The following is a 13966-nucleotide window of genomic DNA, read 5'->3' as shown; positions in this document are numbered from 1 at the left end:
CGCTCCGGGGATCAGGCACCGGACCCCAGTGTGGAGTACGACACATCGCCGCCACGAGGGGCGTGCGGTGACTTTTTGCGTCCGGTCCGTCACGAGGCGGATATTCCGGCCCGCTCGGACCCCGGCGAAGCCTAGAGAGCGGCCGCGCCCTTGACGGCCAGGGCCTGGTCGTACTGCTGGAGGACCCACAGCTCGTTCTGCGCGGCGGCGAGACCGGCGGGGTCACCGCCGGTGCCGAGGCGGGCCACGGTGCTGTTGAGGTCGCGGATGCGGCGTTCGACGGCGCGGCGGCGGACGCGGACCAGGACCTCGCCCGCGTACATCTCGTCGACCACGCGGCGCATGATCGCCTCCACGGCCAGCTCGGTGACCATGGCGCGGACCGTGTCGTCGGGGGCGGCCTCGCGGACGCGGACCAGGTACTCCTGCGGGTCGGACGTGCCGTACTCGGCGCCGCCCGCGTCCAGGACCGCCTGGCGCACGGCCGCGTAGGGCGGGGCGGTGAACTCGTCCGTGCCGTACGCGTCGAAGGCCGGGGAGACCAGCTCGGGGCGTTGCAGCGCCAGTTTCAGCAGCTCGCGCTCGGTGGCGTGCACCGGGTTGCGCAGGTTCAGGGCGGGGCCGCTGGGCGCGGCGGGCTGCGCGGGGGCGGCGTACTGCTGCTGCGGGGGGCCCTGCCGACGCTCGGGGCCGCCGCCGCGGCCGCCGCGCTCGCGGGCCCAGCGGGCGAGCTGGGCGACCCGCTTGACCACGAACTGGGTGTCCAGGATGCCGAGCAGCCCGGCGAGCTGGACGGCGACCTCGTGCTGGGCGCCGCTGTTCTTGATCCGGGCGACGACCGGCGCGGCCTCGTCCAGGGCGGCGGCGCGGCCCGCCGGGGTGTCCAGGTCGTAGCGGGCGACGATCTGGCGCAGCGCGAACTCGAAGAGCGGGGTGCGCGGCTCCACCAGGTCGGTGACCGCGTCGTCGCCCTCGGCCAGGCGCAGCTCGCAGGGGTCCATGCCGTCGGGGGCGACGGCGATGTAGGTCTCGGCGGCGAACTTCTGGTCGTCCTCGAAGGCGCGCAGCGCGGCCTTCTGGCCGGCCGCGTCGCCGTCGAAGGTGAAGATCACCCGGGCCGAGCCGTTGTCCATGAGCAGTCGGCGCAGGATCTTGATGTGGTCGCCGCCGAAGGCCGTGCCGCAGGTGGCGATGGCGGTGGTGACCCCGGCCAGGTGGCAGGCCATGACGTCGGTGTAGCCCTCGACGACGACCGCGCGGGACGCCTTGGCGATCTCCTTCTTGGCCAGGTCGATGCCGTACAGGACCTGGGACTTCTTGTAGACCGGGGTGTCCGGGGTGTTGAGGTACTTGGGGCCGTTGTCCGATTCGTAGAGCTTGCGGGCGCCGAAGCCGACGACCTCGCCGCCGATGTCCCGGATCGGCCACATCAGCCGGCCGCGGAAGCGGTCGATGGGGCCGCGGCGGCCCTCCTGGGCGAGGCCGGACAGGAGCAGTTCCTTGTCGGTGAAGCCCTTGCCGCGCAGGAAGCGGACCAGGTGGTCCCAGCCCTGCGGGCTGTAGCCGACGCCGAAGTGGACGGCGGCGCTCTGGTCGAAGCCGCGCTCGGCGAGGAAGACCCGGCCGGTCTCGGCCTCGGCGCTGCCCGCGAGCTGTTGCGCGTACCAGTCGGCGGCCAGTTTGTGCGCCTCGATCAGGCGGATGCGCTCGCCGCGCTGGTGGGAGGGGTTGTACCCGCCCTCCTCGTAGCGCAGGGTGATGCCGGCCTGGGCGGCGAGGCGCTCGACCGCCTCGGAGAAGGTGAGGTGGTCGACCTTCATCACGAACGTGATGGTGTCGCCGCCCTCCTGGCAGCCGAAGCAGTGGAAGAGTCCCTTGCTCGGGCTGACCTGGAAGGACGGCGACTTCTCGTCGTGGAAGGGGCACAGGCCCTTGAGGTTGCCGCCGCCCGCGCTGCGCAGCTGGAGGTACTCGGACACCACGGCGTCGATCGGGACCGCGTCCCGTACCGCCTTCACGTCCTCGTCGTTGATCCGTCCGGCCACGGGTGAATTCTACGGGGACGCGGTGACACTCCTGTCCGGACAGGTCCTACGGGACGAGGGTGTCCAGCGGGACGTGCGGGTCGGCCAGCGCGTCGGTGTCCACCGGGGTCCTCGCGCGGATCAGGGCCTGGATCGGGTCCGTGACGTCCCACACGTTGACGTTCATCCCCGCGAGGACGCGGCCCTCCTTCACCCAGAACGCGATGAACTCGCGCTTCCCGGCGTCGCCGCGGATCACCACCTGGTCGTACGAGCCGGGCGGCGCCCAGCCGCTGTACTCCATGCCGAGGTCGTACTGGTCGGAGAAGAAGTACGGCACCCGGTCGTGGACGACGTCCCGGCCGAGCATCGCGCGGGCCGCGGCCGGGCCGCCGTTGAGCGCGTTGGCCCAGTGCTCCACCCGCAGCCGGGTCCCGAACAGGGCGTGCGGGAAGGCGGCCACGTCACCGGCGGCGAAGATGTCCGGGTCGGCGGTGCGCAGCCGCTCGTCGACGATCACACCGCCGCCGTGCGCCCGGTCGGCCAGCTCCAGGCCGGCCGCCTCGGCGAGCGAGACGCGCGGGGCGGCGCCGATCGCGGCGAGCACGTCGTGGCAGGGGTGCTCCTCGCCGTCGTCGGTGCGGGCGGCCAGCACCATGCCGTCCTGGCCGACGATCTCGGTCAGCCGGGCGCCGAAGTGGAAGCGGACGCCGTGCTCGCGGTGCAGCTCGGCGAAGAGCTGGCCCAGCTCGGGGCCGAGCACGCCGTGCAGCGGGGTGGCGGAGGGCTCGACGACGGTGACCTCCGCGCCGTAGGTGCGGGCCGCGGCGGCGACCTCCAGGCCGATCCAGCCGGCGCCCGCGATCACCAGGTGGCCGTTGTCCCGGCCGAGGTGGGTGAGGACGTTCTTCAGGCGCTCGGCGTGGGCCAGGCGGCGCAGGTGGTGGACACCGGCCAGGTCGGTGCCGGGGATGTCCAGGCGGCGCGGCTCGGCGCCGGTGGCCAGCAGCAGCTTGTCGTAGCGGACGTGGGTGCCGTCGTCGCCGTAGTGGACGGTCTTGGCGGCGCGGTCGACGGCGACGACGGTCTGGCCGAGGTGCAGCTCGATGTCATGGCGCGCGTACCAGGCCGGTTCCTGCACGAAGACGCTGTCGCGGTCCTCCTTGCCGAGCAGATAGCCCTTGGACAGCGGCGGGCGCTCGTAGGGGTGGTCGCGCTCGTCGCAGATGAGGATCACCCGGCCGCTGAAGCCCTCCGCGCGCAGCGTCTCGGCCGCCTTCGCACCGGCCAGACCTCCTCCGACGATGACGAATGTCTGATCCGCGTCGACCACTTGTTGCCTCCTGCCGGGGGGCCGGGGGGTGTCCCCCGGAGAAACTGCGGGTGCCGCCACGTGCGAGCGTCCCGCGCGGAGCGTGATGCGGGAAGAGGGAGTGGCCCGATCAGGCCACGCAGGGTCACCTCGGGGCGCCGGGCCCCGGCACTGGGGTCACCCTGGCCCCATGCGTAACAGCGGTATCACGGCGGTCCGTAAGCGCGCTGTCAGTTCCATGACGTCATCCCTGCCCCGTCCCCGCCCCCGTCAGCCGTGCGTGGAGCGAGCGGGCCGAGACATCGGTGAGGGAGGCGATCTGGTCGACGATCACGCGCTTGCGGGCGCGGTCGTCGGCGGCCCGCGTGAACAGGGCGCGGAACTGCGGGTCCAGGCCCTCGGGGGCGCGCTCGGTGAGCGCGGCGGCCAGCTCGGCGACGACGATCCGCTGGTCGGCGCGGAGCCGCTCCTGCTCGTCGCGCTGCATGACGAAGCGGTCGGCGACGGCCTTGAGGACGGCGCACTCCATTCGGGTGCTCCTGGGGACGACCAGCTCCGCGCCGTACCGGGTCAGCCGGCCGCCGCCGTACGCCTGCCGGGTGGCGCCCTCGGCGGCCAGGCAGAAGCGGCCGATGAGCTGGCTGGTGGCGTCCTTCAGGCGGGCCTGGGCCATGGCGGAGCCGTCGTAGCCGTGCGGCCACCACTCCTGGTCGAGGAGGCGGTCCAGGGCCTCGGCCAGCTCCTCGTGCTCGGTGCCCGCCGGGACGTAGCGGCCGACGGCGACCGCGAAGACGGCCTGCCGCTCGGGCGCGGAGCGCAGGCAGCCGGGGTCGAGGTGACCGGCGTGCAGGCCGTCCTCCACGTCGTGCACCGAGTACGCCACGTCGTCGGACCAGTCCATGACCTGGGCCTCGAAGCAGGTGCGGGTACCGGGGGCGCCGTGGCGCACCCAGTCGAAGACCGGCCGGTCGTCCTCGTAGACCCCGAACTTGGGCGAGGCGGGGTCGGTGGGGTGGGCGCCGCGCGGCCAGGGGTACTTGGTGGCGGCGTCCAGGGCGGCCCGGGTGAGGTTCAGCCCGACGCTGACCGGTTCGTCCGCTCCGGGGCCGGTGACGAACCGCTTGGGCTCGATCCGGGTGAGCAGGCGTAGCGACTGGGCGTTGCCCTCGAAGCCGCCGCAGTCGTGCGCGAACTCGTTCAGCGCCTGTTCGCCGTTGTGCCCGAAGGGCGGGTGGCCCAGGTCGTGCGAGAGGCAGGCGGCCTCCACCAGGTCCGGGTCGCAGCCCAGGGCGGCACCCAGCTCGCGGCCCACCTGCGCGCACTCCAGCGAGTGGGTGAGCCGGGTGCGGGGGCTGGCGTCCCACGCGCCGACGCCCTGCGGTGCCTTGTCCGGCGTGACCACCTGGGTCTTGCCGGCCAGCCGTCTGAGGGCCGCGGAGTGCAGCACCCGCGCGCGGTCGCGCTGGAACGCCGTACGCCCCGGCCGCTTGTCCGGCTCACCGGCCCAGCGGTCGATGGCCGCCGGGTCGTAGCCCTCGGGCGGAAGCTGGTTCTCGTACGGCGCCGCCGTCTCGGATGCGATCCCTTCCATGCCTCGACAGTACGGGCACGCACTGACAGGCGGACGGCCGCGGCCCGCTCCCGGCGGGGCGGCTCGGCGGGAACCCCGCGGGGGCCGACCGCGGACGCGGAGGGGTCACGGGGCTGGGCGGGCCGGACCGGGCCGGGTGTCGGGTGCGGGGCGGCGGGGCCGGGGGCGTGGGCGGCGTACTCGTCGGCAGGGTGGCGGGGCGCGGGCACGCCGAGGCGGTCGGCTGGCAGCCGGGCGGTGTGGCGGGGTCGGCCGCGCGCTCGGGGGCGCGGGAGCCCGCGGCGGTCGCCACGACCGCGCTCCCCCGACGCGGCACCGCGTCGGAGGGCGGGCGCGGGCGGGCGGCCACGCGCGCGTGCCGGTGTGCGTGGGCGGGACCGGCTCGGCGGGCGGCGGACTCGGAGGCGGCCCCGTGGACGGACTGCGGGCCGGGGCGGGGCCGTGTCGGGTGTGTCGGGGCGGCCCCGCCGGGCGGGGGCGGGCGGGGTGCGGGAGGGTTGTCGCGCGGGTGGTGGGCGCGTGGGTGGTGGGCGCGTGGGTGAACCGGGGCGGGGTCTGGCTCGTCCTTGCTGATCGGGGCCCGTACCGCACGCGCGCGTGTACGGCCGTACGAGAGGGGGCCGGGCGATGCGCCGGACACGGCGACCGGGATGGACGCGGCCGCGGCTGCCGCGCACGCGGGCCGGGCAGCGGCGGCTGGTGCGGGCCGTGGTGGCGGTGTGCGTGCTGGCGCTGTCCCCGGCGACCTGGCTGTACGTCACGACCGGGGACCGGCTGCGCACCACGGCAGACGCGCCGCGCACCGACGTCGCCGTGGTGTTCGGCGCGGGCCTGTGGCACGGCGAGCCGTCGCCGTACCTGGCGCACCGCCTGGACGCGGCGGCGCGGCTCTACCGGGACGGCAGGATCAAGGTCGTCCTGGTGACCGGCGACAACAGCCGGGAGGACTACGACGAACCGGACGCCATGCGCGCGTACCTGACCGGGCACGGCGTACCGGCCGACCGGATCGTCACGGATTACGCGGGTTTCGACACCTGGGACTCCTGTGTGCGGGCGAAGAAGATCTTCGGTGTGGACCGGGCGGTGCTGGTCAGCCAGGGCTTCCACATCCGGCGGGCGGTGGCGCTGTGCGAGGCGGCGGGCATCGACTCCTACGGCGTCGGGGTGGACGCCGTGCACGACGCCACCTGGTACTACGGCGGCGCGCGGGAGGTGTTCGCGGCCGGGAAGGCGGCGCTGGACGCGGTCTTCCGGCCGGACCCGGCCTTCCTGGGGCCGAAGGAGCCCGGGGTGGCGCGGGCGCTGGCCGACGCGCACTGAGCGCCCTTCCCCCGGCCGGGACGCCGGTGTCGGCCTAGGTCCACCGGAGTAGACCGGTCGGGACCGGGGGTCCGGGCGTCGGCGGGGCGCGTCGGCGTAGGTTCGGGGCATGTCCCACGCCGAGACCAGCGACACCTCCGAGACCAGCGACACCTCCGGACCCAGCGAGCCCGGCCGGACCGACAGGACGAGCGAGACCGGCGAGACCGGCGCCGCCGCGACGGCCGCCGCGGGCGAGCCGTTCGACCTCGGCGCGTATCTCGCGCGCATCGGCCTGCGGGGCGAGCGGCGCGCCGGGCTCGCGACGCTGCGCGAGGTGCACCTGGCGCACGCCCTGTCGGTCCCGTTCGAGAATCTGGACGCGCTGGCGGGCCGGGCGCCCTCGCTGGCGCCCGCCGATCTGGTGGCCAAGATGGTGCGCGGTCGGCGCGGGGGCTACTGCTACGAGCAGAACACGCTGCTCGCGCTGGCCCTCCGGGCGCTCGGTTTCGAGGTGTCCGGGCTGGCGGGGCGCGTGGTGCTGGGCGCGGACGACCCGGAGAGCCGGCCGCGTACGCACATGATGCTGCGGGTGGTCGTGCCGGGCGAGGCGCGGCCGTATCTGGCGGACGTGGGCTTCGGGGCGACCGGCGCGCTGCTGGAGCCGGTGCCGCTGGCCGTGGGGCCCGAGTCCGCGGGGGCCGGGCGGCGCCACCGGCTCGTACGGCTGCCGCACGGCGGCCCGCTGGAGCTGTGGGCGCTACAGGCGTACGACCCCGGGGCGGCGGACTGGACCGCTCAGTACGCCTTCACGCAGGAGCGGTTCACCGCGACCGACTTCGAGGTGGCCAACTGGTACGTCGCCACCCATCCGCACTCCCCCTTCACCCGCCGCGCCTACCTCCAGCGGACCACCCCCGGGCGCCATGTCTGCCTGGACGGCGCCCGGTTCACCGAGACCCTCGCCGACGGCACGGTGACCGGGCGGACGCTCACGGACGAGGCGGAGGCGCGGCGCGTGGCCGAGGGGGAGTTCGGCATCGCCGTGCCCGAGGGGCTGCGACTACTGGGCTGAGCCGAACCGCTCCCGGCGGGTGGGCGGGTGACGGGGGCACGCCTCCGCCACCCGCCCCTCTTTCCGTGCATCCGACCGTGCGGGCGCTATGGACATGACATGTCATGCCCACTTAAATCTCAGTCACCGTCAGCGCCACCCCCACGCGCCCCGAGGGCGCCCGCGCTCAAGGAGACCGATGAGCAGTCGGACACGGCACATCCGAGGTTCCCGCCTGGCCGCCACCGCAGGGGCCGCCACCGCCGCCACCCTGCTGGCCGCCGTACTCTCCCCCGCCGCGCACGCGGACCCCAGACCCGACCGGACCACCGCCGTCCACCACGCCGCCTCGGCGCTCGCGGGCCACGCCGGTGCCCTGGGACTCACCTCCGCCGAGCACACCGCCGTGCGGGACGTGATCGTCGACAAGGACGGCACGCAGCACGTCCGCTACGACCGCACCTACGACCGACTGCCCGTGCTGGGCGGCGACTTCGTGGTCCACCTGGCCCCGGACGGGGCGTACCGGGGCGCGGACCGCGCCACCCACGGCACGATCGCACTGGCGACCACCACCCCGGCGCTCGCCGCCCCGAAGGCCGCCGATCTGGCCGAGCGCGCCCTGCGCGGCGCGCACGCCGGGACCCGGTTCCAGCAGGTGAAGGCCCGGCCGAGCCTGGTCGTCGACGCCCTGCACGGCAGCCCCCGGCTGGCCTGGCGCACGGTCGCCGCCGGTCTGGACTCGCTCGGCAACCCGGCCGCCCGCACCGTCCTGACCGACGCGCGCACCGGGGCGCAGATCGACGCCTGGGACAGCATCGAGACGGCGACGGGCGACGGCAAGTCCCTCTACAGCGGGACGGTCGCGCTGGAGACGACCCAGTCCGGCTCGTCGTACCAGCTCAAGGACCCGACGCGGGGCAACACGTACACCGGTGACGCGGAGAACAAGACCGACCTGTGCATCTTCGGCATCTGCTTCCAGCGGGCCCCCGCGACCCTGTTCACGGACGCCGACAACCACTGGGGCACGGGCACGACGGCGGACCGGGCCTCGGCGGCGGTGGACGCCCAGTACGGCACGAACGAGACCTGGGACTACTACAAGAACGTCCACGGCCGCACCGGCATAGCGGGCGACGGCAAGGGCTCGTACAACCGCGTCCACTACGGCACCAACTACAACAACGCCTTCTGGGACGACAGTTGCTTCTGCATGACGTACGGCGACGGTGACGGGACGACCTTCGGTCCGCTGGTCGCCCTCGACGTCGCCGGGCACGAGATGTCGCACGGCGTGACGTCCAAGACGGCGGCGCTGACGTACTCGGGCGAGTCCGGCGGGCTCAACGAGGCCACCTCCGACATCCTCGGCACCCTGGTCGAGTGGTACGCGGCCAACCCCGCCGACCCCGGCGACTACCTGATCGGCGAGGAGATCGTCCGCTCCGGCTTCGGCGGCACCGCCCTGCGCTACATGGACAAGCCCTCCAGGGACGGCAACTCGGCCGACTGCTGGAGCAGTTCGGTGGGCAACCTCGACGTCCACTACTCCTCGGGCGTCGCCAACCACTTCGCCTACCTGCTCGCCGAGGGCAGCGGCGCCAAGACCGTCAACGGCGTCTCCTACAACTCCCCCACCTGCAACAGCTCCACGGTCACCGGCATCGGCCACGACAAGCTCGGCAAGATCTGGTACCGCGCCCTCACGGTCTACATGACCTCCTCCACCAACTACGCGGCCGCCCGCACCGCCACCCTCAACGCCGCCAAGGACCTCTACGGCTCCGGCAGCGCCGAGTACAACGCGGTGGCGGCGGCCTGGAGCGCGGTGAGCGTGAACTGACACCCGCCCCCACCGCCCACAACGGCCGCCCGGACCACACGTCCGGGCGGCCGTCGTCGTACGCCCGGGAGTTCCCCCCCGCGCCCTAGCTCCCGTACGGCCGCCGCTCCCTCGCCTCGCGCAGGGCGTGGCCCCACCAGGTCAGCTGGTCGAGCATGGTCTTGGCGGCGGCGTCGGGGGCGGTCGGGTCCTTGGGGTGGCCGGTGTCGTCGAAGGAGGCGCCGGCGTTGTGGAAGGAGACGGTGTCGCGGACGGTGACCGCGTGGAGCTCGGCGAAGATCTGCCGCAGGTGCTCGACGGCGCGCAGGCCGCCGGCGAGGCCGCCGTAGGAGGCGAGGGCGACCGGCTTGGCCTGCCATTCGGTGAAGTGCCAGTCGATGAGGTTCTTGAGGCCGGCCGGGACGGAGTGGTTGTACTCGGGGGTCAGCACGACGAACGCGTCCGCGCCCGCGAGTTTCGGGGTGATCTCCGCGAGCGCGGCCCGCGCCTCGGGGCCGGGGTCGAGGCTGGTCGGGAGCGCGGCGGTGTCGGCCACGTCCACGACCTCGACGGCGAGGCCGGTGCGGGCGCGCAGATGGGTGAGGAGCCAGTCGGCGACCACGGGTCCGAAGCGGCCGTGCCGGTTGCTGCCGAGGACGAGGGTGACCTTCAGGGGCGCGCCGGGCGCGGTGGTGGTGTCCATGCGGCACAGCCTGGTAGCTCAACCAAGGTTGAGGTCAAGCGGCGGCCCGGCGCCCGGTCCGCACCCCCGGTCACCCGTTCACCCCCGCACCGGGCGCCCTTCGGGAAATTTCCGACACACCGTCAGGGACATGGGCCGTGACCTGCGGAAACGTCGCATCTTCCGTCGCCCTCCCCGGGCGCGGCGGCACCCGTTCACCGTATTTCTGACGGTCCCTCAGGAAGCGCGTGGGCGGCTGTGCCACTTACCTCGGAAGGGCAGGGACGCGACGACGGCGGCACATGCGGGTGCCGCGGCCGTGTCCCGACCGCTGAGCAGCTCTAAGGAGCACCGATGCGACGTACCGCACGTCTGCCGGCCGGGGCCGTGACCGGGGCCGCGCTCGCCGTCGCCGCCGTGAGCGGCCTCGCCGCGCCCGCGTACGGCGCGGACACCGCTCCCGTGGCCACGCGTCCCCTCGGCTCGGCCGCGAGCGGCCTGGAGGTGTCCCCCACCTCGGTGGTGCCGGGCGGGCAGGTCACCGTGAACACCACGGCGTGCGGCGGGAAAACCTCCGCCGCGGGCGACGCCAGCGCGGTCGGCGCGGGTCCCTTCACCCTGGCGCCGAGCGAGCGGGACGACGCGATCGGGCGCTTCCGGGTGCCGGAGAGCGCGCAGCCGGGGACGTACGAGATCGTCGCGGAGTGCGCCGAGGGCGGCCGGGAGATCAAGGGCGACCTGGTCGTCACCCTGACGGCGGCACAGGGGCAGCAGGTGCAGCCCCGCGGAAGTGTGAAGACGGGGGTCGGCGGCGCTCTGGGCCACGACCCCGTGCAGACCGCGGCCGGTGTGGCGGCTCTCGCCGTCGCCGCCGCGGGCGGTACCTGGCTCCTGCATCGCCGGGCGAGAGGCGACGGGATCTGACGGACACCCTCCGCTGTCCGTCGGCCGGTACCGCACGTCCCCTCCCCCTCCGGGTGCGACGCCCCTCGCGGCCCGGAGGGGAAGGGGACACGACCGCAGGACCCGCCCCGACACGAGGAAATACGGAGAGGGGTACGCATGCGCAGGATCGGCGACTGTGCGATAGCCGCCGTCACCGTCGTCAGCCTCTGCTGCGGCGTGTGGCTGCTGCACGGTGAGGGCACCACGCACGCCCCGCCCCAGCCCGCCGCGGCCGAGGGCACCCCGGACCCGGGCGAGGAGCGGCTGAGCGCGCCCGCGCTGCCGCCCTCCCCGCCCACCCGGATCCGTATTCCCTCGATCCGGGTGGACGCCCCCCTGACGGGCCTGGGCCTCACCGCCTCCGGCAGCCTCGCCGTGCCGCCCGCCGCCGACAAGAACCTGGCCGGGTGGTACGAGGCCGGGACCACCCCCGGCGAGCGCGGCACCGCGATCGTGGCCGGCCATGTCGACAACACCCAGGGCCCCGCCGTCTTCTACGACCTCGGCGCGCTGAAGAAGGGCAGCGTGATCGAGGTGGACCGCCGCGACGGCGGTGTCGCGGTGTTCACCGTGGACGCGATCGAGGTGTACGCGGCGAAGGACTTCCCGGACCAGAAGGTGTACGGCGCCGCAAAGCGCCCCGAACTGCGGGTGATCACCTGCGGCGGCGGCTACTCCCGGGCCACCGGCTACCAGGGCAACGTGGTCGTCTTCGCCCATCTGACGAGCGGCCGCTGACTCCGCGGGCAGGCGGTCCGCCGCGCTACGCCACCCACTGCTCGTAGGCGAGGTTCACCACCAGCGCGCACACCACCGTCAGCAGCACGACGCGGACGAAGCCGCTGCCCTTCTTCAGCGCGGTGCGGGCGCCCAGCATGCCGCCCGCCAGGTTGAACACCGCCATCAGCGCCGCCAGTTCCCACAGCACCGAGCCCTGCCAGGCGAAGGTCGCCAGGGCACCGGCGTTGGTGCAGCAGTTGACGATCTTGGCGGTGGCGGAGGCGGTCACCAGGTCCAGGTGCAGGACGGCGGTCAGCGCCAGCACCAGGAACGTACCGGTCCCGGGGCCGATGAAGCCGTCGTAGAAGCCGATGCCGAGGCCCGCCAGACCGATCGCCGCCAGGATCTGCCGCCGGGTGGCCGGGCCGGGCGCCGGGGCGGTGCCGAAGGCGGGCCGCAGGATCACGAAGGCCCCGACCGCGAGCAGCACCACCATGATCAGCGGCTTGAGCACATCGGTGCTCATCCCGGCCGCGAAGAAGGCACCGGCGCAGGACCCGGCGAGCGCGGCGAGGCCGATGCGCACCGCCGTGCGCACGTCCACGGGTGCCCGGCGGGCGTAGGTGACCGCCGCGCCGGTCGTCCCGACGATCGCGACCGCCTTGTTGGTGCCCAGCGCGGACGCGGCCGGTGTGGATCCCGGCAGCCCCAGCAGCAGCACCGGCAACAGCAGCAGCCCGCCCCCGCCGACCACGGCGTCGATCCACCCCGCCGCGAGCGCGGCGAGACACAGCAGGGCGACCACGGTCAGCGATATGTCGGGCATGATCACGACCCTAGGCAGGGGCGGGTGCATGATCCATGCATCTGAGCGACTTCTGAGGTCCGTCCCCCTCGCCCCGACCGGCCGTTTACTTGACCGTACGTTTCAGAAAGGGCTAGCCTCCCTCCGTGGCCAGGACCAAGGAATTCGATCCGGACGCCGCGTTGCAGTCGGCCCTGGAGCTGTTCTGGCGGCGCGGCTACGAGGCGACGTCGATGGCGGACCTCGTGGCGCACCTCGGCATCGGGCGCGCCAGTCTGTACGCGACGTTCGGCAGCAAGCACGAGCTGTACCTGAAGGCGTTCGACCGGTACTGCGAGAACAGCGACGCGGTGCTGCTGCGGGAGCTGTCCCGGCCGGGGCCCGCGCTGCCCGCGGTGCGGGCGGTGATCCGGCGGTTCGCCGCCGAGGCCACCTCGGAGCAGCGGGAGTGCGGCTGCTTCGTGACGAACACGGCGGCCGAACTGGCGCCGCACGACCCCGAGGCGGCGCGCCGCGTCGAGCAGCGCTGGGACTACCTGGAGACGCTGCTGGGCTCGGCGCTGACCCGCGCGCGGGCCCAGGGCGAGCTGGACGCCGGGCGCGATCCGCGCGCCCTGGCCCGGATGCTGCTGGTGCTGATGCAGGGCATGCGGGTGGTGGGCAAGGCCACCCGCGACCCGGCCCGGGTCCGCGACGCGACCGAACAGGCCCTGGCCCTGCTCGGCTGACGACCCGCCGCCCCGCCGCCGTCCCGCCGGCCCGCCGGCCCCTCGCACGCGGGGCTTTTTCTTCGGCCTTCATACTGAACCGTTCGGTCAAATAAAGACGTACCAACCAGAGCCACCCAAGACGCACCCAAGACGCACCCACCAGAGCTGCCCAAAGGGGAGATCATGACCACCCAGAGCACCAGGCCCTCCGGACGCTTCGACGGCCGGACCGTGCTGGTCACCGGCGCGGGCTCGGGCATCGGCCGCGCGTCGGCCCGCGCGTTCGCCGCCGAGGGCGCCCGGGTCGTCGTCGCCGGACGCCGCCCAGAGCCGCTGGCCGAGACGGTCGCGCTGATCGAGGAGGCGGGCGGCACCGCGCTCGCGGTGACCGCGGACGTCTCCCGCGCCGCCGACGCCGAGGCGCTGGTCCGGGCCGCCGTGGACCGCTTCGGCTCGCTCGACGTCGCCGTCAACAACGCGGGCGTCTTCCGGGGCGGCACCCCCCTGGCCGACCTGCCCGAGGACGACTGGCACACCCAGCTCGCCGTCAACGTCACCGGCGTCCACCTGGCCCTCCAGGCGCAGATCCGCCGGATGCGGACCCAGCCGTCCGGCGGCGCGATCGTCAACGTGTCCTCCACCTTCGGCCCGCACACGGCCTCGCCTGGCGCCGCCGCCTACTCCGCGACCAAGGCCGCCGTGACCGCGCTCAGCCGGGGCGCCGCCCTGGACCACATCGGCGACGGCGTCCGCGTCAACGTGGTCAGCCCCGGCGCGACCGCCACCGGGATGTCGCTGCGCCCCGGCGAGACGGAGGCGGGCCGCGCCGAGCGGGCCCGCGCCACTCTCCCCCTCGGCCGGGTCTCCGCCACCGAGGAGGTCGCCGCCGCCGTCCTCTACCTGGCCTCCGACGACGCGGCCTCGCTCGTCGGCACCGATCTCGTCGTGGACAGCGGCGGCTCGCTGTGACGGTGACGCCGTGGCCGGTGCCGCCGG

At 74.2% G+C, this 13966-nt stretch carries 12 protein-coding genes; 7 read left to right on the top strand and 5 right to left on the bottom strand.

Annotation, left to right across the window (positions count from 1 at the left end; translation table 11 throughout):
• Nucleotides 1-131: 131 nt before the first annotated feature.
• The 3 genes from dnaG to ACWDYF_RS04395 form a co-directional block, all read right to left on the bottom strand.
• Nucleotides 132-2045 (bottom strand): DNA primase, encoded by a 1914-nt coding sequence (dnaG, locus tag ACWDYF_RS04405; protein WP_389467151.1) that lies wholly within the window; start codon nt 2043-2045, stop codon nt 132-134.
• A 46-nt stretch (nt 2046-2091) separates the two neighbouring features.
• Nucleotides 2092-3357, bottom strand: coding sequence for an NAD(P)/FAD-dependent oxidoreductase (locus ACWDYF_RS04400; protein ID WP_381743344.1), 1266 nt, complete (start codon nt 3355-3357; stop codon nt 2092-2094).
• Between the two features lie 223 nt (nt 3358-3580).
• On the bottom strand, nt 3581-4927 hold the full coding sequence (locus ACWDYF_RS04395) for a deoxyguanosinetriphosphate triphosphohydrolase (protein ID WP_381743343.1): 1347 nt from the start codon (nt 4925-4927) through the stop codon (nt 3581-3583).
• A gap of 627 nt (nt 4928-5554) precedes the next feature.
• On the opposite strand from ACWDYF_RS04395, the gene ACWDYF_RS04390 reads away from it, so the two are divergent.
• From ACWDYF_RS04390 to ACWDYF_RS04380, 3 genes are all read left to right on the top strand, one after another.
• Complete coding sequence (locus ACWDYF_RS04390) at nt 5555-6250, top strand: SanA/YdcF family protein (RefSeq protein ID WP_389467154.1); 696 nt, start codon at nt 5555-5557, stop codon at nt 6248-6250.
• 109 nt (nt 6251-6359) lie between these two features.
• Complete coding sequence (locus ACWDYF_RS04385; RefSeq protein WP_389467156.1) at nt 6360-7304, top strand: arylamine N-acetyltransferase family protein; 945 nt, start codon at nt 6360-6362, stop codon at nt 7302-7304.
• 178 nt (nt 7305-7482) lie between these two features.
• Nucleotides 7483-9129: a M4 family metallopeptidase gene (locus tag ACWDYF_RS04380; RefSeq protein ID WP_389467158.1), complete on the top strand. Its 1647-nt coding sequence runs from the start codon at nt 7483-7485 to the stop codon at nt 9127-9129.
• A gap of 85 nt (nt 9130-9214) precedes the next feature.
• Here ACWDYF_RS04380 and ACWDYF_RS04375 read toward each other — a convergent pair whose 3' ends face one another.
• Nucleotides 9215-9811, bottom strand: coding sequence for an NADPH-dependent FMN reductase (locus ACWDYF_RS04375; RefSeq protein ID WP_381743335.1), 597 nt, complete (start codon nt 9809-9811; stop codon nt 9215-9217).
• A 333-nt stretch (nt 9812-10144) separates the two neighbouring features.
• On the opposite strand from ACWDYF_RS04375, the gene ACWDYF_RS04370 reads away from it, so the two are divergent.
• Both ACWDYF_RS04370 and ACWDYF_RS04365 read left to right on the top strand, forming a co-directional pair.
• Nucleotides 10145-10714 carry a hypothetical protein gene (locus ACWDYF_RS04370; protein ID WP_018570693.1) on the top strand — a complete coding sequence of 190 codons (570 nt, stop codon included), beginning with the start codon at nt 10145-10147 and terminating at the stop codon, nt 10712-10714.
• Nucleotides 10715-10852: 138 nt separating this feature from the next.
• Nucleotides 10853-11473 carry a class F sortase gene (locus ACWDYF_RS04365; RefSeq protein ID WP_389467162.1) on the top strand — a complete coding sequence of 207 codons (621 nt, stop codon included), beginning with the start codon at nt 10853-10855 and terminating at the stop codon, nt 11471-11473.
• A 25-nt stretch (nt 11474-11498) separates the two neighbouring features.
• On the opposite strand, the gene ACWDYF_RS04360 is transcribed toward ACWDYF_RS04365, so the two are convergent.
• Nucleotides 11499-12281 (bottom strand): sulfite exporter TauE/SafE family protein, encoded by a 783-nt coding sequence (locus ACWDYF_RS04360; RefSeq protein WP_026253007.1) that lies wholly within the window; start codon nt 12279-12281, stop codon nt 11499-11501.
• Between the two features lie 125 nt (nt 12282-12406).
• On the opposite strand from ACWDYF_RS04360, the gene ACWDYF_RS04355 reads away from it, so the two are divergent.
• Nucleotides 12407-12988 carry a TetR/AcrR family transcriptional regulator gene (locus ACWDYF_RS04355; RefSeq protein WP_381743333.1) on the top strand — a complete coding sequence of 194 codons (582 nt, stop codon included), beginning with the start codon at nt 12407-12409 and terminating at the stop codon, nt 12986-12988.
• Between the two features lie 165 nt (nt 12989-13153).
• The gene (locus tag ACWDYF_RS04350; RefSeq protein ID WP_389467166.1) at nt 13154-13939 is read left to right on the top strand and encodes an SDR family NAD(P)-dependent oxidoreductase; all 786 of its coding nucleotides are present in this window, start codon (nt 13154-13156) and stop codon (nt 13937-13939) included.
• The last annotated feature ends 27 nt before the right edge of the window (nt 13940-13966 follow it).

Source organism: Streptomyces sp. NPDC003284 (assembly GCF_053589675.1).
The sequence above is the reverse complement of the archived record's forward strand: the minus strand, read 5'-3'. Positions and strand labels throughout refer to the sequence as shown.

Coding starts and splice junctions, on each gene's coding strand:
- ACWDYF_RS04395 (WP_381743343.1), bottom strand. CDS start 4,927: ATGGAAGGGATCGCATCCGAGACGGCGGCGCCGTACGAGAACCAGCTT.
- ACWDYF_RS04390 (WP_389467154.1), top strand. CDS start 5,555: ATGCGCCGGACACGGCGACCGGGATGGACGCGGCCGCGGCTGCCGCGC.
- ACWDYF_RS04385 (WP_389467156.1), top strand. CDS start 6,360: ATGTCCCACGCCGAGACCAGCGACACCTCCGAGACCAGCGACACCTCC.
- ACWDYF_RS04380 (WP_389467158.1), top strand. CDS start 7,483: ATGAGCAGTCGGACACGGCACATCCGAGGTTCCCGCCTGGCCGCCACC.
- ACWDYF_RS04375 (WP_381743335.1), bottom strand. CDS start 9,811: ATGGACACCACCACCGCGCCCGGCGCGCCCCTGAAGGTCACCCTCGTC.
- ACWDYF_RS04370 (WP_018570693.1), top strand. CDS start 10,145: ATGCGACGTACCGCACGTCTGCCGGCCGGGGCCGTGACCGGGGCCGCG.
- ACWDYF_RS04365 (WP_389467162.1), top strand. CDS start 10,853: ATGCGCAGGATCGGCGACTGTGCGATAGCCGCCGTCACCGTCGTCAGC.
- ACWDYF_RS04360 (WP_026253007.1), bottom strand. CDS start 12,281: ATGCCCGACATATCGCTGACCGTGGTCGCCCTGCTGTGTCTCGCCGCG.
- ACWDYF_RS04350 (WP_389467166.1), top strand. CDS start 13,154: ATGACCACCCAGAGCACCAGGCCCTCCGGACGCTTCGACGGCCGGACC.